Here is a 19927-nt window from a genome sequence, read left to right on the forward strand (position 1 = left end):
TGGAGAGGCCTACGCCGCCGTTCCCGCCCGCTGTTCGCAACAGCCAAGCGTAGAACGTATTTGCCTCGTTCGATGGCGGCGTGTGGGGTCTGGTCCAGCTACCTGGGACAGGTTGCACCAGACGTGAAAACCAACCGTGCGGTTTCGGCCATAACGCCGTTCCGGGTGGCCAGTGTTACGCAATAGCGTGACTCGCCCGCCCATTGCCGCCCGAGCTGTATGCAAGACACGCGCAGTGTTCGCGTGATACAGCTCGTTACGACAATTACGTTTTATGAAAATCAGTCTTTCCCGACAACTCGGGAGTTTGTTAGCACTCGTTTTACTCGCTGGCTGTACCCAGCCCCCTTTAGCAAGCACGGCCAGCACCGCACTGACCACACTGGATAGCGTCCGAACGACAAGCGCCATGACCGCGAACAACGTTGCGCGCCCTAGCATGCGTTCGATGTTTGACGAGTTACCGACCTTCAACGGTCTGAACGGTGCCCTGGACAACGATGTAACTAGCGCCAGCTCACTCGACAAATCACTCGCTAACGCCGAACCACTGGACGGCACTGGTGCCGCCGAATTCCGTCAGACCGGCCGCGCCTCCTGGTACGGCAAGCCGTTTCATGGACGCCGCACCGCGAGTGGCGAACGCTACAACATGCATGCGCTCACCGCCGCCCATCGCACACTGCCGCTCGGCTCTTATGCCCGGGTAACCAATCCCGCCACCCAGCGCACCGTGATTGTGCGTATCAACGACCGTGGTCCGTATGCGCATGGCCGGGTGCTCGATCTCTCATATGCGGCTGCCAACGTGCTAGGCCTGCGCCAGGCTGGCACAGCCAAAGTCGAGATCGAAGGTTTGACACCCCAGGAAGCCAAAGCCGCTCGCAACGATACGCTCGCGGTCAACGTCAGGTGAGCAGATAAACCAGGCCTGACCGGCAAGCCATCACCATCACTCAGGCAGCGAATAGCGAATCGCCCGCCTGGTGCTAGCTGATTGGATTGCAGCGCATATAGGGTTCTGCGCAATTGAAGAACGCCCCTCTCAAAAGCTGGCTTTATGTGCCGCTTTTGAGAGGGGCGTTTGCATTCAGCAAGGCCGTTGCACTTTTTTAGTCTTTCTGCAGGGCCAGTGCGCGTGTATAGAGCGCATTGCGCGAGCCCCCGGTGATCGCAGCCGCCACCTTCGCCGCGCTACTCACCGTCAGCTCCTTGAGCAAAATCTCCAGCAACGCATCGTGCTGGTTTTCCGCCACCACATCCGGCGGCGGCGCTCCCTCCACTACCAGCACGAACTCACCCCGTTGCCGGTTAGCATCAGCAGCCAGCCACGCTGGCCCATCGGCCAGGGTGCCAACCTGTACTGCCTCGTGTAATTTCGTCAGTTCACGCCCGATCAACAAACGCCGCGCCCCACCCAGCACTTCAGCCAATGCGGTCACGGTCTCGACGATCCGGTGCGGCGCTTCATAAAACACCAGCGCGCGCGGGTCCGTCACTAACGCCTGCAACGCCGTCGCACGCTGCTTCGCTTTCGGCGGCAAAAAGCCGAGAAACGAAAACGTCGCCACCCAGTCGCCCGCCACGCTCAATGCCGTCGCCAGCGCGCTTGCACCTGGCAGTGGAATCACTGGCAAGCCCGCTGCACGCACCGCATCGACCAGCTTCGCACCGGGGTCTGAAATGCCTGGCGTACCCGCATCAGAGACATAAGCGATGCGCTCCCCCGCCTGCAGGTGCTCGATGATGCGCGCGGCGGCCACCTGCTCATTGTGCTGATGCAGCGCCATCAGCGGCCGGGCAATGCCATAGCGGGCAAGCAGTTGCCCAGTGTTGCGCGTGTCTTCGGCCGCGACGCGGTCAACCAGACCCAGCACATGCAGCGCCCGCAACGTAATGTCAGCGCTATTACCAATCGGCGTCGCCACAACATAAAGCGCCGCGGCAGGATAGTGCTGTCCCGACGCAAGTTCGAGAAGAGGAGTCATGAAGCAGAAGACGAAGACAGACAAGGCAGGGCCGCCATTGTGCCACGCAGCAGCCCCCCGCTCTGGCCCCAGGAAAAACGCCAGCAAACCACGTCAGACAACCCCCACCCCACCCGACAACTTTTTGAGAAAACCCGGGTCGAAACGCGTTGGAAGTATTTTTGAGCAGCACGCACTCGTATATTTGCAACGCCACCATCTGACGCTAGTGGCACGCAACGTGGTGTACCGAAGTGGCGAAATCGACCTGATCCTGCGCGACCCCAGTGGAATGCTGGTTTTTGTTGAAGTACGCGCACGAACGAGACGCCAGTTTGGCGGTGCCGCAGCCAGCATCGAACGGCACAAACAGCGCAGGCTGGTACGCGCGGCACTGTATTACCTGGCATCCATTTCTGGACAAGCCCCCGCTTGCCGCTTCGACGTGATCGTCTTTGAGGCAGGGCAACTGAACTGGCTGCGCGACGCGTTTCGCGCGGATGACACCGGCGACACCTGAAGCCGCGCGGCAACGCTACATGAGTAAGCTAAACTTGCGGGCACGCGTTAGCCAGAAAGACGACGCAACGCCCCCACCACCCCAGCATGCCGCTTTTAAAGCGGTTCACACGCGTCACAGATAGAGACTCGATGTCAGTCGAACGCATTCAGCAACAGTTCCGCGACAGCGCGGCCACCACCCTCGAAGCCCTTGAAACCCTGTCGATTCCCATCGCAGCCGCGATCGACACGCTGTTTACCGCACTCGCCAACGGCAACCGCATACTCACCTGCGGCAACGGCGGCGCAGCAACTAGCGCGCAGCAATTTGCCGCCAAACTGGTGAGCCACCACGAACGCGAACGGCCTGGCCTACCAGCGATAGCGCTCACCACCAGTTCGTCCATGCTTACCGCAACGGCAAACGCTGACGCGTTCGAACAGATTTTCTCGAAACAAGTTCGTGCGCTAGGGCAAGCCGGAGACGTATTGCTCGCTATCAGCACCTCAGGAAATTCAGCCAACGTACTCGCCGCGATTGAAGCCGCACACGAACGCGAAATGACCGTGATTGCACTAACCAGCAAAGATGGCGGGCAGGTGAATCACCTGCTGGCCGAAACCGATATCCAGATCTGCATACCCGCCGGGCGCACCGCACGAATTCAGGAAGTGCAGTTGCTCACCATCCACTGCCTGTGCGACGGGATTGATGCCATGTTGCTAGGCGACGACTGATTTTAAGGAGAGCACATTTGATGAGCCCCTACCGCTTCAAGACAACGATTGTCAGAACCACCTTGATGGTGGGCCTTGCCAGCGGGCTAGCCATGACCCTGCAAGGCTGCGTACTCGCGGTAGCAGGCGCTGCCGCAGGCGGCAGTGCACTGGTCGCCACTGACCGGCGCACACTCGGCGCACAAACCGAAGACCGTGAAATTCAGGTCAAGGCGATGTCGACACTAAGCACCAACCTGCCCGATGCCGCCCACATCAACGTATCGGTATTTAACCGGCGCGTGCTACTGACCGGCGAAGTCCCCGATGACGCCGCGAAGCAAAAGGCAGAGGCATTGGTACGCGTGATTAACAACGTGAACGCGATTATTAATGAGTTGACCACTGGTCCAGCCAGCACATTCTCGTCGCGCACGAACGATACCTACCTTGAAGGACGGATCAAAACAGCGCTAATCGCCGAGAAAAACATCACGACCAATAACTACAAGATTGTTTGCGAGCGCGGCTCGGCATACATGATGGGGCTCGTGACAGTCGATGAAGGCAATCGCGGCGCAGATGTCGTGAGCCGCGTGCCGGGGGTGGTTCAGGTGGTCAAGGTATTCCAGTACATCAAGCCACAAGAAGCAGCGGCCATCTCGGCAGCTACCGCCACATCAGCGAGCGCTACCGACGCCAGTTCAGCCCCATCGGACGAAGTAACCGTAAACGCCGTGCCAGAAGCGTCGGTTAGCACACGATCAATCGAACAACAGCCACCCGCACCCGTGACGAACTCAAACCCGGTACAACCAGGAAATGCGGCTGCGCCCAGGTAGCAAGAGAGTGATTTACATGAAACACAACGTACTTTTGATAACGGCAACAGTAGCTGTTGCCGCGATGGTTACTCAGGTCATGGCGGGCAATGCGGCTATGGCTGCCACGCCACCCGGCCAGACGCTGGCAAATGCGAATGCCTGCATGGGTTGCCACGCAGTTAACCGCAAGCTGGTGGGCCCTTCGTTTCAGCAGATTGCCAGCAAGTACAAAGACGATCCCCAGGCAACGGCGAAGCTGTCGCAGAAGATCAAACGCGGCGGCGCAGGCGTTTGGGGCTCGATCCCAATGCCCGCGCATCCGTCGATGAGCGACGCCAATATACGTGTGCTGGTTGACTGGGTTATGGCTGGCTCACCTGCGAAGTAATGCTCGTGCGGTGCGGTATTTTTGTGGGGAGGGGTGACAATTTGTGAGGTGGGATGGTTGTGTTTTTGGGTTTGGGGCGGTAGCTCAGCTGGGAGAGCGTCGCGTTCGCAATGCGAAGGTCGGGAGTTCGATCCTCCTCCGCTCCACCAAGATTTCTCTTTAAAACCGGTCATTTAAGGCCGGTTTTTTATTTAGTGGCGCTTTCGTCATCGTTCGGTTTGACACCCCGCCGGATGACAGACAGTTACCTGTCCGCCGTGAAGAATGACATTGCCCATGATGCTGTCGTTACTGAAAATGGCGCTGCTGATCCGCCTGCCCCTGATGCTCGTGACGGGTACCTACGACCTGAAAACCGTGGTCACGCTGAGCTGCGTGCAGTTCGCCTGGTTCTTCGTGGATGTCTGGGTTCAACTAGCTCGCCAGATTGACCTCCCCCCGGATAACCGAGCACTTTGGCCTAGAGAGTTCCGGCTTCAAGGTGGGCAAGTCGGAACTCACCCGGAGTCAAATCGCCTAGCGAACTATGCGGTCTGAAGTCGTTGTAATCCTGTCGCCAGCCTTCGATCTTTTCTCGGGCATCGTCCAGTGACAGAAACCAATGCACGTTCAGGCATTCATCCCGAAAACTGCCGTTAAATGACTCGATGAACGGATTGTCCGTGGGTTTGCCAGGACGGGAGAAGTCCAACGTTACGCCATTTTCATACGCCCAGTGATCCAGCGCATGAGAAATAAATTCGCTCCCGTTATCGACCTGTATCCGTTTCGGGGCACCTCGCAGCGCTTTTAGATGTCCCATCGTTGCCACCACATCGGCAGCCTTCAAGGCGTAATCGACGGTAATCGCCAAGCTCTCCCGGCTAAAGTTATCGACCACAGTTAAGGCCCGGATTTTCTGCCCGTTGAACAACTGATCGGCCACGAAATCCATGCTCCAGCACGCATTCACCGTAGAGATTTCGGGGCGCTCCATACGGTGTGCGGCAGCGACACGACGGCGAGGCCGCTTACGCCTCAGGTTCAGCCCCTCTTCACAGTAGATTCGGTAGGTTTTCTTGTGATTGATCAACCAGCCTTCGCGGCGCAGCAGAACGTGAATGCGCTCTACGCCGTAACGTATCCGAGTTTCGGCAATCTCCCGGATGCGCCGGCGCTCGGCACGGTCATCACGTGGGCTCGGCACATAGAAGTACGTGGCCTGGCGTAGCTGCAATAGTGCTGTCGCACGCCGGATGCTCACCCGATACGCTTGAATCAAAAAATCAGCCAGCTCGCGCTTACGGGCTGGCTTCACAGCTTTTTTTGCACCACCTCCTGAAGCATTTGCTTGTCGAGGCTTAGGTCGGCCACCATGCGCTTGAGTCGGGCGTTCTCCTCTTCGAGTTGCTTTAGGCGCCGCAACTCCGAAACGCCGAGGCCGCCGTACTTCTTCTTCCAGTTGTAGAACGTGGCTTCGGAAATACCCATCTTCCGACACACTTCTGCCACCGGGGTACCCAGTTCGGCCTGCTTCAGCGCGAACGCGATCTGTTCTTCCGTGTACCTGGATTTCTTCATGCAAACCTCCCGCCCGTCAGGGCTTCAAATTTGCCAGAAATCTCTACTTCTCGCCGCTACGGTTTTTCGGGGGGAGGTCAATTGCGGAGACGTTTTTAGAGTAGATCCCGGATTGATCTCAAGTAATGAGGTATGAGCTTTACTTTCCGCCGCCCCCATCCCCATAAACCATCGTCGAATCGGTCAGCACCCGGTTCTTGCCGCACGGGCACATCACCTTGTCGCCGTGCTGCACCATCGCTCGTCCGTTCTCACTCATATGATCAGCGGTGCCAAAAATCCTGAAGCTACCCTTGCAGGTGCCGCAGGTCGCCTCATCACCATGCAGTGCCAGCCGTCGTGATTCCTCAAACATCGTCGCCGTCAACGCAATCACGATGCCACCCGTGGTGGTCGGATCACCGTGCTTGACCAGTTGCCCCATTAACGTCTCCCTTTACAAGCAAAAAAATCTCGCCAGCCCACCCGCCAGCCGGAAGCACTAATCCCTGTCCCGTCCCGCCATCTGCAACGCCAGACGTACCTGTCCATCTGGCAGAAAATGCGTGCCGAAGCGCACCAGTCCGGTCCGGTGCAGCTCGCAGCGCATCGTGAAGCTCAGCAGCACGCCAGGCTCCGGCGCTTCGATCACCACTTCCACGGCTTTCAAGCGCGGCTCGTACTTCAGCAGCGTCGCCTCCATCGCTTGCCGCAGCTTGTGTGCCGAAGCAGGCAGATGCCGGTAAATCTCCGACAGGTCTTCGAGACCGTAATCCGGCAAATGCGCGAGCGCGCCACGGCGGCTGTTGAGGATGCGTTGCAGGTTGTCCTGCACGGACAGGAAGGTTTGCGTCGCCGCGTCGAAGGCATCGACTGCGGCTCCGTCAGAAAAGTGACCGGTCAGTTGTTCAAAGAAACCCGGTCCGCCATGACTCATGCGCGGACCTCGCCTCGCACGGCAACCGGCAACGCCAGCCGAGGCCTGCCCCACCAGTGAGGGCAGCAGGCCATGTCTGGCGACTTACCCACGTTCGTTCCAGCTGTCAGCGTGGATGATGTTGCCGTCCTTGTACGACCAGGTGATCTTCTCGTAGCGCAGCTCAATGTCTTCGAGGTGGTTGTGTTTTTCGTAAGCGGGGTTCTTGATGTCGAGCATCTTCGGCTTCACGGCGACGACCTTGACGTTGTCGAGCTTGGTGTTGAAGTACTCCTTCTCCTTGCCAGCATCGTCAATCCGATACCAGCGGATCTCGATGGATTTGAGCGTTTGCCCGCTGGTTACCGCCTTGTACAGATAGGGCGTCGATGCGTCGGTTTCCTTAGTGAAGATGATCGGCCTATGCACGCGGGTGCCGGTGAGCTTGCCAGTGTTGGCGTCGGTCGGGATGCTGACGCCGTGATCGAGTGCGACCACTTCGACGCTACCTTCCCGGCCCTGGACGGTGACCGAGCCTTTGATGTCGGCACCGCCGTCATCCTTGATCCACATGTAGGCAGGAATAGCCATTGCGTTTCTCCTTGAGCAACAAAGTAAGCAGGGTCAGCAGCGCTGGCCCTGCGGGGTTGAATCCGGTTCATCGTATGGAGTGCCATGCATCTTGTTCTGGCGGCAGTCTGGTACCAGCGTGATCTCGACGCGGCGGTTCAGCGCGCGTCCGGCGGCGGTGTCGTTGGTGGCTTTGGGGCGAGTGTCGCCATAGCCCTGGAGCGCAAACCGGGTGCGTGGCAGGCCTGAGGCTTCGGCCAGCCAGTTGCGCACGGCACTGGCCCGGGCTTCGGAGAGGGCCTGGTTGCGGGGTGCACTGCCGGAAGCATCGGTGTGACCCGCGACCAGCACCCGGTTGCCAGGATGGGCGCGGATCAGGTCCAGTGCATTGACCAGCACGCGGTTCGAGCCGGGATTGAGCACGGCGCTGCCGCTGCTAAACAGCGACAGGCTGTCCAGTTCGATCGTGGCTGGTGGGGGAGCGGGTGGGGCGTAGGCGGCGATCAGCACATCAAGCCGTGGCAGAAGCGGTGCGCCCCGGTAAAAGCCGAGCCCCAGCCTGGGTGGCACGCCATCACGGGCGTAACGCGCGAGTTCATCGCGCTCGCGTCTGAGCGCGTTGAGCGCATCTAACCGAGCGGCGTCGTGAGCGGAGGTGATGGCTTGATAGTGGGTGATGCGCTGTGTCACGCGGGTGAGCAGCGCCAGGTTGTTCCAGGCCGAGGCAGCCGCCGCGGCGCAGAAGGCCAGCGCGGCGCAGGCGAATGCATGCGCGATAGCGCGCGGCATCACCCGGCGTATCGGCTGGGGGGTGATTCCGTGGAGTAGCGCGTCGGGCAGCGTCAGGCCAGAGGTGGCTGGGTATGAGGCCGGCTCACCCAGCGCTGCAACTGGCAAGCCGCTGATGCGTGCCACGCCCTGACGCCAGGGCGATCCGGCAGCTGGTGCGCCGGCCACCAGCGTGACGCCCAGCGCCTGCACCGTCAGCGCTGGCACGCCGTGCGCGGCCCCGGCCAGTGCGGGCAGCAACGCCTCGCAGGCCCAGCGGGCCAGCGCATCGAGCTGGGCGGTGCGCCATGCCAGTGCCGTGCGCTGCTCGGGGGCCGCCGTGCGTGCTTCGCGCCATGCCTGCGCCGCAATCTGCGTGGGCAGCGTGTCGAAGCGCAGCGCTTGCCTCTCCGACACACCGAACCATGGGCAGGGTGGGTCCATGCCCTGCACGGCGGCGGCATACACCGCCACGCCCACTGGCAATGGATAACCCAGCGCCCGGCGCGTGTCGCTAAGCGCGCGACGCCAGAGCCCAGACCCAGCCTGCCACGTCATCAACGCATCGGTCTGGTCAGCCGCGTTCAACACCATCACCGCATCGGGCCCCTGACCCTCGCGCCAGCGCATCAACGCATCAGCTAGTGACGGCAGTTGTGTCGCGTCATCGCAGGCCACCCAGATCGCGGCGTCGGTGATGCGCACTGGAGCGGTACCAAACAGTGCTGTCAGCGTGCGCGTATCGCCGCTGGCCAGCACCAGTGGCGTGTGATGCCGCAGGCCTGCTGGCAGCGCCGCCAGCGCACTTTCGACCGCGCGCAGCACGGGCCTCGCCATGTGTTGCTGTCGCTGCAGTCGGCGTGTTTGCCATGCAATAGCCGTACCGGCAACGAGCAGCACGAGTGCCGCACCGGCCCACGTCCAGCCACGGGACCACGGTGACCAGAGCGCCAGCCAGAGCAGAGCGAGGAGCGCGGCCCAGGCGGTCAGCGCGCGCGAGGGATAACCCGTCATCACATGCGTCCTCATGCGCCAGCGAGTTGCGCGGCCGACACGGCCAGCCAGCGATCAAGCGCGAGATATGTCAGCGCCGCCGTGATACACGCTCCCACCACCCACACCACCGGCGAAAGATCCCTCGCCCGCCGTGCCTCCAGGCCGCTCTCGCGCGTCCCCAGACGAGTCGCCTCCATACGCACCTCCACCGCACCCAGACGCGCATCGAGCGCCTGCACCAGCGCCGCGCGTTCCATCGCGCCCCCGAGCGCGAACCGGCCCTGGAAGCCGAGATCAAGCACCGCGCCAAAAATCGCCAGCAGCGGCAGCACTGGCTGTGGCTGGGCCAGCCGTCGTTCGATGCGGGTAATTAGCGCCTCGCCCGCGTCATGCGTGCTAAAGCGCGTCACCTGTAGCGGTTCGTGCTCCCAGGCATTACGGTCATCACCTTGCAAGCCTCGGAGCGCTGCTTCATCGAGCAGAGCACATTGCGCATAGGCGGCGTCCTCAATCACATCCGGTGGATGACCATCAAGCGCCAACTGGCTATGCAAATCATCAAGCTGCGTCAGACATTGCTGGCGGAAACCGGCAAACCCCTTCGGCCCCATCCCGCCCACCAGTTCCGCCACGGTCAGCGCGGTATCGCGCAGCGCCACCGGCAACATGGCGACATCAGCCACATCGGCCCCTCCCCTCGCATGCACCCTCATGACGGCAGCACCGCATAAAGCTCCAGCGAGATCTCTGGGATCGACACTGGCACATAGAACTGACAGGCCCGCGCGGCCATCATCCGTTTGAACGCCGGATGCGCGCCATCCAGCGCGAAATACTGGTTCTCGAGCCGCACCGGAATCGCCGCAGGCAGCCGCGACATCGCCCGCAATGGAATGCCAGGCAGCGCGGAATTAACGATCTGCTCCACTTCATCCGGTGCCCCAGCCTTGCACAGTCTGGGTAATTGATCGAGCAGCGCATGCGCAGCCAGGCCCGACTGCACCGACAGATACCAGTCGGCGCCATCCGCCAGACGCTCGTCGTGAATCAGGCCGGTCCACACCGTGCCACGCGTGCGCTCCAGCGCCACCGGCACCACCCGCGATGGAATCACCGTATCAAGCAGCGCGCGGATCAACGCTTCGAGCTCCGCGAAGACTGGCTCCAGCGCCGTGTGGTCGTAAGCCGGAATCGCCTGCAAAGTGTCGCGCGTCGAAAACGTCAGCAGCGAACCCGCCAGACGCGACAGCAGCGCATACAAACGCTCGGGATGCTGTGCCGGGGCCTGGCACAGCCGCGCCAGTTCGGGCCAGATGCTGTTCACGCTGTGCAGCAGCCAGAACAGCGCCACATCGGCCACCGCGTAGTCCGCGATCTGGTCAGAGCGTTCACTGCGGCGCGCGGCAAGACTGGCGCTCTTCGCGTTCAAAATTGCCGACAGACGGTTCATCCGCTCAACCAGACGCGGGCTGGCCGACAGCATCAGGCATGGCGGCACGAAGACCGGATCAAGCTCGAAGCGTCCCTGCGCGTTACGCACAAAACGCCCGACCGGGCAGGTCACGTAATCGCCACACGGTTCAAAGTCGAATAGCAGCGCAAGCGCATGACGCTCCACGCTGATCTCCTCACGGCCTTCGCCGTGCAGGTCACTCACCTGGCAATACTCACGAACAAAGCGGCGCGGCCGCGCAGACAACTGCCCCGCCTCGATACAGTTACCGCCCTGCGCATCGGCCAGCGCCAGTCCCACCAGTGCCACCACCGTATCGGTTTGCGCTGGTACGTCGTGCAAATCGCGCGCGGCAGGCAGCAGGTCAGCGCTATTACTGTCGATCAGGGTGCCATCTGGCAGGCGCAAATCAAGCGCATTGAGTTGCAGGCGATGGACCGTCAGCGCCTGCACATCGAACGCGACGGCACAGATCCCCCACGGATCGGGGCTAGCGATACGTGCGATACGTTCATCGGTAAAACGCTCCCATAGCGCCTGCTGCTGGAAATGCTGGGGCGTCATGAAGACCCCCTGGGCCCACAACGGTCGGGTTATTTTCATGATGGTCTGACTCAATGCTCGAAGGCTGCGCCTTCTCAGGGAATACGTACCGCACGGCGCGACAGGGCACGCCATGCGGCAGTGAGACGAAGATGCGCTGCGTCGCGTTTAGTTTTTGGCCTTCGGCATCTGCGAGACGAGAGACAGATTAATATCCATCCCCTCAATCTGGAAGTGCGGCACGATGAACAGGCGGATACGGAAGAAGCCCGGGTTGTCCTCGATGTCCTCCACCGTCACCCGCGCTTCGCGCAGTGGATGCGAGGCCTGCAAGTCATCGCCCGGATCGGTCATTTCAGTGACCAGCGTCCTGATCCAGGTGTTCAGTTCCAGCTCCAGCAGGCGGCGGTCTTTCGTCGCGCCGATGTTCTCGCGCTGGATCAGCTTCAGGTAATGCGCGATCCGCGACAGCAAAAAGATATACGGCAGCCGCGCATTGACCCTGCTGTTCGCACTCGCCTGCGCGGTGTCGTATAGCACCGGCTTTTGCGCCGAATGGGCCGAGAAGAAACAGGCGAAATCGTGGTTCTTGTAATACGACAGCGGAATAAAGCCGAGACTGGCGAATTCAAACTCACGCGTCTCGGGAATCAACACCTCGCTGGGAATCTTCGCCTGATTACCGGTGCCAAGGTCGTATAGATGAATCGGCAAATCCTCCACTAGGCCACCCGCCTGCGGCCCACGAATCTGCACGCACCAGCCGTTTTTAACAAAGCTCTTCACCATGTTCGCGGCAAACGCGAAAGACGCATTGGCCCACAAGTAGCGCTGGTGATCCGGGCCTTTCACCTGCTCGGCGTAGTTGAATGCACGCACAGGCACCGTGTCGGAGCCATACGGCAAGCGCGCGAGAAAGCGCGGCAATGTCAGGCCGATATAGCGCGCATCGTCTGAATCGCGGAAGCTCTTCCACTTCAAGTATTCAGCGCGGTCGAAGTAATTGCCGATATCGCGGATGCTGGCAACCTCCTCCATCGTCTCCTTGCCGAAAAACTGCGGCGAGACCGAACCAATGAACGGCATGTGCGCCGACGCGGAAACCTTGGCGATGTTACGCAGTAGTGCAACGTCCTGCGCACTGCGGTCAAACGCATAGTCGGAAATAACTGCACCAATGGGCTCCCCACCTGGCGTGTCGTATTCCTGAATATAAGTGTGACGATACAGGCCGCTCTGGATGATTTCGGGCGTGTCTTCAAAGTCCTGCCGCAGCGCATCTTTCGATACATTGAGCACGTCGATTTTGACGTTCTTGCGGAAGTCCGTGCGATCCACCAGAAACTTCAGCCCGCGCCAGGTGGACTCGATCTGCTGAAACGTTTCGTGATGCATGATCGCGTCGAGTTGACGGCTGATCTGCTGGTCGAGGTGTTCGATGTGGCTATCGAGCAGGCTACGATCCAGCCGCTCCACCTGCTGCGATGAAGCACGCACCATGTCCATGAAGACATTCAGCGCCTGCCCCAGCCGCTCATCCGGCGACGACTCCGACAGCGCCTCGGGCTGCTGGAACGATTCAAAAGGACGGCTGAGCGTAACCGGCGTCAGGCTGATTTTTTCGCATAGCGATGCGTACACGCTGTCGGCCGGAAGATCGTGCGTAGGGCGCTCCTGTTCCAGCACGACCGTATCTTCGATAGCCTCACCGGGGCTCGTCTTGTGTTCTGCCATGATTTTTCTCCTAGTGGTAGAGCCGTTAGCGCAGTAACGGAGTGCTGCCGCCGATGCTTTTCAGGTCGGCATGCAGCCGCCCGGACAGCGCCGGATCACGGAGAATTTTTTCTAGCTCACGGCGAAACGTGGCGTTATCGAGCAGATTCGACTTGAGGTCACGCAGCAAATTGCGCGCGGCCATCAAGGCGCGCAATTCAGGCACACGGCTGGCCACCACCTCGGGGTTGAAATCTCTTATCGACTGGAATTCGAGCGTGACAGGCAACTCGGAACCATCGCCCGTTAGCGTGTTTTCCACGGCAATGCGCGCCTTCGGATGAAACTCCGCCAGCACCGCATCAAAGTTGTTCTTGTTGATATCGACCTTGGCCCGCGCAGCCAGCGGGCGGTCATCCTGACCGTGGCTGTAATCGCCTAGCGCTAGCAGCCTGAGAGGTAATTCGACCTTCTTTTGCGCACCGCCGGTATGCAGGTCCAACTTGATGTTGACCCGGCTTTTTGGCACTTCATTCTGGAAGCTTTCGCTCATTCCCCTAGTCTCCCTTAAACAGGTTAATTGCTTGTTGGCTAGCCCGCCTTTATCTGCCAAGTGCTACTGAATATCATCTTTTACCAATAAGAATCTATGAGAAAAATCGGATTTTTCGTTTTAATTATGTTTTGCTAACTATTTGGCAAAAAACACTTTCACTTTATTGCCTTATGCAGTTATCTTCGCTGTCCGAATGTCATGACGACAATGGTTATGCATGTTGCATGTATGACAGGGAGGAGATGCCCGATGGAACGATGGCAGCAAAGCCGCGATGTGCCACTGGCCAGTGTGCGTACGGGGCAGCAACGGTATTTTATGGAGGTGAAGGGGCCGGCCAATACTCGAAATGGCACTGGCCTTTCCATCGTGTCATTCGACGCCATAGAGCGTATCGGTGACCCTTATCGCATTGACATTAACGTCACGCATCCCGATGCACTGACGGTTAGCGATTACCTTGGACGTGATGCCATTTTCTCCATCACGCCGCAGGATGGCAGCTCACCGCGCGTGTTCTCCGGCTGCATTACCCGCTTCTCCGCGCTCAGCAGCAGCGCTGATATTCACACCTACCGCATCGTCGTCGAAGCACATATCGCGCGGCTTCGGCTGACCCGCACTAGCCGCATCTATCAGCATCAAAGCGCGCCACAGATCATCGAAGCGATCCTGCGCAGGCATGGTTTTAAAGGACATCAGTTTCAGTTCCGGCTGCGGCGCAAGTATCCGCAGCATCTGTTCCGCTTTCAGTATCAAACCGCTGACTGGGCGTATATCCATTTGCTGATGGAGCAGGAGGGCATCTATTGCTACATCCTGCCTGGCGAGTTTGGCGATGTCGTGGTGTTTGGCGATGACATCGACCACTACGTGTATCAGCCCCGGCTGGAAGTGCCATACCGCGAAACAGCCGGGCTCGAAGCTGGCATCGAAGCGGTGCATGCGTTGCAGACGCACACGCAAATCGTTCCGTCATCGTTTCGCGTCGCGGACTACAACCCTGACAACGCGTGGGAACGTTTCAGCGCTGAAGCCAGCGTGGCTCGTGACGACAGCACCACTTACGGCCAGCCCTATATCTACGGCACGCATCACCTGGACGAGCCTGGTGCGAAGTGGCAGGCGCAACTGCGGCATGAAGCGGCGGTAGCGTGGCAGGTGCTTCATGAGGGCGCAGGCAACGTGCTGGATCTGCGGCCTGGACGGGTGATGTGGCTGCGTGACGAGACGCCAGAAGCTCCGTTTGACGTGTATGGCAACAAACCAGAACCGGTGCGGCCTGCGCCGCCTGGACAACTCATCATCGAAGTCACGCATAGCGGCGCGCGCGACCGCGCTTATCGCAACACCTGGCGTGCGATTCCTTCTAACCGGCGTTTCCGTCTGCAGATCAGGGATGACGTCTGGCCAAAAATCAGCGGCACGCTCAGCGGCCGTGTGACCTCACCCAACGAATACAAATATGCGCACCTGACACAGCAGGGGCGCTATGTGGTGCGCTTTGATTGCGACTTCGATGCATGGAACCCAGGTGGCGAAAGCGTGCCGCTGCGGCTGGCCAAACCGTTTGCAGGTGCGTTGCAGACGGGTATGCATTTCCCGGTAATTGATGGCACGGAAGCCGTGCTGGCATTTCGTGACGGTGATCCAAACAAGCCGTACATCGCGCAGTTTCATCACAACAGTATTCAGGGTGATTTGGTGACCAGCCAGGAGCGCTGGTTCTCACGCAACGTGATCCGCACGCGCAGCGATAACAAAATCCAGCTCGAAGACTGGAAGGACGAGGAGCACGTCAAGCTGTCGACGGAGCATTCGGGCAAGAGTCAACTCACGCTCGGACATATCGTCAGTGGCAAGCGGGTAGAAGGACGGTGCGAGAAACGCGGTGAGGGGTTTGAACTGCGTACCGATGCGCATGGCGCGATTCGGGCGGGGAAAGGGTTGTTTATTTCAGCCGATGCGCAGGTGAGGGCGCAGGGGCCGCAACTGGATATGCAGGAAGCGCACAGCCTGCTCCAGCAAGCCTTGCAGCAGAGTGAAGCATTAGCCAAAGCCGCTCAAGCCGCGCAGGCGATTGCAGCCGATTACGGCAAACAAAAAGCGTTGTTTGATGACACGCTCACCGCACTCAAACAAGCCGGAATACTGGCCAGCGCCCCAGCGGGCATTGCGCTGACCTCGGGCCAGCACCTGCAACTGAGCGCAGCAGAAAACCTGATCGCCACCGCTGGCAGTAGTGCGGATATCAGCGTGGTGAAACGCTTTACGGTCGCGGCGGGCGAAGCCGTGTCGCTGTTCGCGCACCGGCTGGGGATGAAACTGTTTGCGGCGACAGGCAAGGTGGAAATTCAAGCGCAGAGCGATGAAATGGCACTGGCCGCGCTCAAGGACATCACGATTACCAGTACCGATGGAAAACTGGTTCTGTCGGCGAAAAAGGAAGTGTGGATTGGCGCGGATGGGTCGTACATCAAGATCAATGGCAACAGGATTGAGAACGGCACATCGGGCGATATCGTTGAGAAGTGCGCGGCGTGGGGCAAGCAGGGGGCGGCTTCGATGAGCATTCCGCTGCTCCAGTTTCCCCGGACCACGTGCAAAAGTTGCCTGATCGACGCCATGCGAAACGGTGCTCCAGGTGTCTATGTTAAATAGGCCCGCTATGACTTTCCACTATGTACTGGTTGACTCCAGTCATCACATGCGTTTCCACCAGAAACTGGACCGGTGGGGTATGCGGTATCAATCACTTTTTCATGGGCACGCCGAAGCCTCCTTGATGGATATCGCACCATTACTGATCGACGTAAGCGAAGACCATGAGGCAAGTCAGCGCGTGATGACCGAAGCAACGCGTCTGGGCAAACTCAAACCGTGCGTGCATCGTCTTGAGGCATCGTCATCTTTAAAGCAGCTGGCAGAACATTTCAGTCAATTTCATCTGGTCACCATGCCGCATGGCCGCATGATGGTGATGCGCTGGTACGACACGCGCATCCTGCCAACCTGGCTTGACGTGCTACATGACGATCAACGACATGGCTTCATGGAGCCGGTAACGGCATGGGGATATTTCGACCGTTATGGCGAATACCAGCAGCTCGATATTCCCGTCACCAGTCATAGCACACCAGCGTCTATGGAGCTGCCACTTGAGCTAGACCACACGCAGAGTTCGGCACTATTCGCTGCCAACGAGCCTGACGCATTGATTGCACAGCTGCGAAAACTCATGCCCGATGACATCAAACGCATTCCGTACACCACGCTCCACCCCTTTGTCAGTGAGCAGTGGCAAGCCGCCTACCAGCATGGGTTAAGTGCATCCGACGATCATCTGCTGTACGTGCTACTGGCATTGCAGACATCCGGGCGCTTTATCGAACATCCCGATGTCAAGCATCGTCTGGCCAAGCCCGCAGACCAACATCCACAACCATTCTCGCCATGGCTAGACAGCTTGCCCGATAACGTGTGGGAAATAGGCCAGCCTCTATGGGCTAATGCTACTCACCAGGAAGAAACCTGCACATGAACCACAACCCCACTGCGCATCATTCGCCGGGTCCCTTGGCATATCTCCGCCGCTTGCAGCGGTATTTCCTGTGGTTTGTGCTTGTCGCGCTATGCCCATCCATCGCCGCTTGTTCAGGCAATGACACGATGCCGCTGAGTGTCGTTGGGTACAACCATACCAACCGCGACATCGGTGCGTTTTATGTCAATGATTCGGGCGGCCCCTATCTCGGTAAGCATGAAGGCGGCGGTAAATTCACCTGCTGCATTGCCTTGCCCAAACAGTACAAGCCCGGCATGACGGTGAAAGTAGGCTGGAGTGGCCTGGAGATTGGTGAGCCTCAGCAGCGCACGGTGGTAGTCCCCCCATATGGGCCCCATGACGGCGGCATGCTGGCCGTACATTTTCTGCGCAATGGGCAGGTCAAGGTGTTTGTGACCATGCTCATGTCATGGCATCCGGACTATCCGTTGAAGGGCGATGAAGCAAAAATGTAATAGGAAGGCAAGGAAGAAACCTGAACATGAACCACAACCCCACTGCTCATCATTCGCCGGGTCCCTTGGCATATCTCCACCGCTTGCAGCGGTATTTCCTGTGGTTTGTGCTTGTCGCGCTATGCCCATCCATCGCCGCTTGTTCAGGCAATGACACGATGCCGCTGAGTGTCGTTGGGTACAACCATACCAACCGCGACATCGGTGCGTTTTATGTCAATGATTCGGGCGGCCCCTATCTCGGTAAGCATGAAGGCGGCGGCAATTTCACCTGCTGCATTGCCTTGCCCAAACAGTACAAGCCCGGCATGACGGTGAAAGTAGGCTGGAGCGGCCTGGAGGTTGGTGAGCCTCAGCAGCGCACGGTGGTAGTCCCCCGGTATGGGCCCCATGACGGCGGCATGCTGGCCGTACATTTTCTGCGCAATGGGCAGGTCAAGGTGTTTGTGACCATGCTCATGTCATGGCATCCGGACTATCCGTTGAAGGGCGATGAAGCAAAAATGTAATAGGAAGGCAAGATGACATACCACGTAACCTCACCCGCACCGATACCCACTGATGGCATGCGCCGCCTCACACCACGCGAAATATTCCAGCGTGCCCGTGCCATGACCTGTATTCAGGACAGGAACAGCGCCCAATGTCAGGGACAAGTACATGTGAGCCTGTTCTTTGACGGCACGGGGAATAGCCAGGACTGGATTGATCCGGAACTCGGCGGCATCACCCAAAGGATTGCTAACAAGCACAGTAATGTGGCCCGACTGTATAACGCCAGAATTGACGATTCCCAGAACGGGGTTTCCAGGCATGGTTTCTTTTCTCATTACATCCCGGGAATCGGAACGCCCTTTGACAAAATCGGTGATAGCGGCAATTGGATAAGCACAAAATTGAGCCTTGGTAATGGTTACATGGGAGCCGACCGTATCAACTGGGGCATTGTCCAGGTGCTGAATTCAGTGCATGCCTATCTCACCGGCACCATGTTGCTCGAAGGTGAACACGCCCAAACCATTGTCAACCATGCCAGCCAGCGTCTCGGCAGCCTGGGGTTTGAAACGCCCTACCGGAACATGGTGCTCCGCGCGTGGACAGAAAAACTGGAAGCTGTCATCAAAAGCCACCAGCGCAAGGTGACGCAGATCAATCTGGCCGTGTTCGGTTTTTCTCGCGGCGCGGCTATCGCACGTGCCTTTGCCAACTGGCTGTTCGCCTTGCTCCAGCCGCACGATGGCGGCTACACGCTAGCCGGTGTGCCAGTGCGGCTCTATTTCATGGGTCTGTTCGATACCGTGGCTTCCGTCGGCGTGCCTGACATCGTGCCGGGCTTCGACGGGCATATGGACTGGGCCGACGGCAATATGGGCATCAGCCCTGCGGTGGAGCAATGTGTGCATTTCATTGCACTGCATGAGCAGCGCGCCAGTTTTCCGCTGGAAATGGCACCGCAGATCAAACATGTCGCCTATCCGGGTATGCATTCGGATGTTGGCGGTGGCTATCAGCCTGGCGAACAGGGCAAGGCGATGCCAGGCTGGGGTCACTCGCCGCAGTTATCGCAGGTGCCATTGATCGACATGCACTACGAAGCGATCAAAGCGGGTGTGCCATTGCGTAGTTCCGAAGAAATCAAACAACGTTCTGACCTTGCCACAGACTTTGACTGCCCACCTGCGCTGGCTACGGCAGTCAATGACTTCTACCGCACCTGCGGCATCAGCAGCACTACCTCGGGCGAAACAGCCGTGCAGGCTGTATTACAAGCGCACACGCTGCAATACCTGAAATGGCGACGTGGCCTGCTTCAAGCAGGACAACAACTGGCCACTCGCCGGTTTTACAAGGAAGCCACCCTCGCCAAAGACCAGAAAGAGCTGGCCGAAGGCGTGCAGGATTTTGCCGATCACGAGCGGGCATTGCGCCTGCGCCTGTCAACCAACCATGAGCGGCAGGCCGATTGGGGCCTTCGGCTAAATCCTGCCGGCACGCTCGCCTCCCGGGTCTTTCTGGATGATTTCAGCCAGCCTGTTAAACATGTGACACGGCATTTGCTGGCAGCGCTCGACCAGCAAGCCGATCCGCCACCAGCAGTACGCAGATTGATGGATGACTATATTCACGATTCGCGTTGCGCGTTTCAGGTGGCTGGTGCGATGGAACCCCGCCGTCTTACCGACGGCTATTTCCGCTTTCGGACCGTGTTTCACCGGCCCACTGGGTTACTAGATCGCGCCACGCAATCCGCGACACAAACCATCAAGAAAGTGAATGATCTGGCACAGGCCGCAGCCAGACGGGTTGCCAAAGCAAACGCCCGTAGCCAGGACAACCTGCAGTTGATCCAGGATGCAAGCCCGGCACTCAACAAGGAACTGCTGCATCGCGCCTCAGACCATGCCTTCGGCGACGACCCTTTCTTCTCACATTGAGGACGCCGTCGTGATCCACCT

The 19927-nt window shown here is 59.1% G+C and carries 20 protein-coding genes, 1 tRNA gene and 1 pseudogene; 12 read left to right on the forward strand and 10 right to left on the reverse strand.

What is annotated here, in order from left to right; translation table 11 throughout:
• Positions 1-274: 274 nt before the first annotated feature.
• The gene (locus tag GH656_RS00465) at positions 275-916 is read left to right on the forward strand and encodes a septal ring lytic transglycosylase RlpA family protein (protein WP_153074085.1); all 642 of its coding nucleotides are present in this window, start codon (positions 275-277) and stop codon (positions 914-916) included.
• A 196-nt stretch (positions 917-1112) separates the two neighbouring features.
• Here the strand turns inward: GH656_RS00465 and rsmI are convergent, their stop codons facing one another.
• The gene (gene rsmI / locus GH656_RS00470) at positions 1113-1988 is read right to left on the reverse strand and encodes a 16S rRNA (cytidine(1402)-2'-O)-methyltransferase (protein WP_153074086.1); all 876 of its coding nucleotides are present in this window, start codon (positions 1986-1988) and stop codon (positions 1113-1115) included.
• 37 nt (positions 1989-2025) lie between these two features.
• Between rsmI and GH656_RS00475 the strand changes: the two genes are divergently transcribed.
• The 6 genes and pseudogenes from GH656_RS00475 to GH656_RS17965 form a co-directional block, all read left to right on the forward strand.
• Positions 2026-2487, forward strand: coding sequence for a YraN family protein (locus GH656_RS00475; protein ID WP_425495867.1), 462 nt, complete (start codon positions 2026-2028; stop codon positions 2485-2487).
• 131 nt (positions 2488-2618) lie between these two features.
• Positions 2619-3206, forward strand: coding sequence for a phosphoheptose isomerase (locus GH656_RS00480; RefSeq protein ID WP_153074088.1), 588 nt, complete (start codon positions 2619-2621; stop codon positions 3204-3206).
• Between the two features lie 20 nt (positions 3207-3226).
• Positions 3227-4027 (forward strand): BON domain-containing protein, encoded by an 801-nt coding sequence (locus tag GH656_RS00485; RefSeq protein WP_153074089.1) that lies wholly within the window; start codon positions 3227-3229, stop codon positions 4025-4027.
• Between the two features lie 79 nt (positions 4028-4106).
• On the forward strand, positions 4107-4397 hold the full coding sequence (locus tag GH656_RS00490) for a c-type cytochrome (protein WP_425495868.1): 291 nt from the start codon (positions 4107-4109) through the stop codon (positions 4395-4397).
• A gap of 73 nt (positions 4398-4470) precedes the next feature.
• Positions 4471-4546, forward strand: a tRNA-Ala gene (locus GH656_RS00495).
• A 112-nt stretch (positions 4547-4658) separates the two neighbouring features.
• Positions 4659-4829, forward strand: a pseudogene (locus tag GH656_RS17965) (conjugal transfer protein TraG N-terminal domain-containing protein); the annotation flags it as partial.
• A 28-nt stretch (positions 4830-4857) separates the two neighbouring features.
• Here GH656_RS17965 and GH656_RS00505 read toward each other — a convergent pair.
• The 9 genes from GH656_RS00505 to tssB form a co-directional block, all read right to left on the reverse strand.
• Positions 4858-5957 (reverse strand): IS3 family transposase gene (locus GH656_RS00505; RefSeq protein ID WP_425495843.1). Its coding sequence is split into 2 segments (ribosomal slippage): positions 4858-5696 and positions 5696-5957, totalling 1101 coding nucleotides; the frame shifts between segments, so codons are not numbered across the junction.
• A gap of 139 nt (positions 5958-6096) precedes the next feature.
• On the reverse strand, positions 6097-6381 hold the full coding sequence (locus tag GH656_RS00510; RefSeq protein ID WP_153074093.1) for a PAAR domain-containing protein: 285 nt from the start codon (positions 6379-6381) through the stop codon (positions 6097-6099).
• Positions 6382-6438: 57 nt separating this feature from the next.
• Entirely contained in the window at positions 6439-6873 is a 435-nt protein-coding gene (gene tssE / locus GH656_RS00515; RefSeq protein WP_153074094.1) for a type VI secretion system baseplate subunit TssE, read from the reverse strand.
• A gap of 84 nt (positions 6874-6957) precedes the next feature.
• The gene (locus tag GH656_RS00520) at positions 6958-7443 is read right to left on the reverse strand and encodes an Hcp family type VI secretion system effector (protein ID WP_153074095.1); all 486 of its coding nucleotides are present in this window, start codon (positions 7441-7443) and stop codon (positions 6958-6960) included.
• A 33-nt stretch (positions 7444-7476) separates the two neighbouring features.
• On the reverse strand, positions 7477-9204 hold the full coding sequence (locus tag GH656_RS00525; protein ID WP_153074096.1) for an OmpA family protein: 1728 nt from the start codon (positions 9202-9204) through the stop codon (positions 7477-7479).
• 11 nt (positions 9205-9215) lie between these two features.
• Positions 9216-9869 (reverse strand): DotU family type IV/VI secretion system protein, encoded by a 654-nt coding sequence (locus tag GH656_RS00530; RefSeq protein WP_246184167.1) that lies wholly within the window; start codon positions 9867-9869, stop codon positions 9216-9218.
• 26 nt (positions 9870-9895) lie between these two features.
• Positions 9896-11242 carry a type VI secretion system baseplate subunit TssK gene (gene tssK, locus GH656_RS00535; RefSeq protein ID WP_153074098.1) on the reverse strand — a complete coding sequence of 449 codons (1347 nt, stop codon included), beginning with the start codon at positions 11240-11242 and terminating at the stop codon, positions 9896-9898.
• Between the two features lie 108 nt (positions 11243-11350).
• Complete coding sequence (tssC, locus tag GH656_RS00540) at positions 11351-12916, reverse strand: type VI secretion system contractile sheath large subunit (RefSeq protein ID WP_153074099.1); 1566 nt, start codon at positions 12914-12916, stop codon at positions 11351-11353.
• Positions 12917-12941: 25 nt separating this feature from the next.
• Entirely contained in the window at positions 12942-13448 is a 507-nt protein-coding gene (gene tssB, locus GH656_RS00545; protein ID WP_153074100.1) for a type VI secretion system contractile sheath small subunit, read from the reverse strand.
• A 252-nt stretch (positions 13449-13700) separates the two neighbouring features.
• On the opposite strand from tssB, the gene GH656_RS00550 reads away from it, so the two are divergent.
• From GH656_RS00550 to GH656_RS00570, 5 genes are all read left to right on the forward strand, one after another.
• Positions 13701-16112 carry a type VI secretion system Vgr family protein gene (locus tag GH656_RS00550; protein ID WP_153074101.1) on the forward strand — a complete coding sequence of 804 codons (2412 nt, stop codon included), beginning with the start codon at positions 13701-13703 and terminating at the stop codon, positions 16110-16112.
• A gap of 7 nt (positions 16113-16119) precedes the next feature.
• The gene (locus tag GH656_RS00555; RefSeq protein ID WP_217352208.1) at positions 16120-16992 is read left to right on the forward strand and encodes a DUF4123 domain-containing protein; all 873 of its coding nucleotides are present in this window, start codon (positions 16120-16122) and stop codon (positions 16990-16992) included.
• Positions 16989-17471, forward strand: a complete 483-nt coding sequence (locus GH656_RS00560) for a DUF3304 domain-containing protein (RefSeq protein WP_153074103.1) — start codon at positions 16989-16991, stop codon at positions 17469-17471. Before GH656_RS00555 ends, GH656_RS00560 begins: the two co-directional genes overlap by 4 nt.
• Before the next feature lie 26 nt (positions 17472-17497).
• A complete protein-coding gene (locus GH656_RS00565; RefSeq protein WP_153074104.1) occupies positions 17498-17980 on the forward strand; it encodes a DUF3304 domain-containing protein in 483 nt (160 codons plus the stop codon).
• Between the two features lie 408 nt (positions 17981-18388).
• On the forward strand, positions 18389-19906 hold the full coding sequence (locus tag GH656_RS00570) for a T6SS phospholipase effector Tle1-like catalytic domain-containing protein (protein WP_343039006.1): 1518 nt from the start codon (positions 18389-18391) through the stop codon (positions 19904-19906).
• Positions 19907-19927: the final 21 nt, after the last annotated feature.

It is taken from the genome of Paraburkholderia bonniea (assembly GCF_009455625.1).
GTDB classification, from domain to species: domain Bacteria; phylum Pseudomonadota; class Gammaproteobacteria; order Burkholderiales; family Burkholderiaceae; genus Paraburkholderia; species Paraburkholderia bonniea.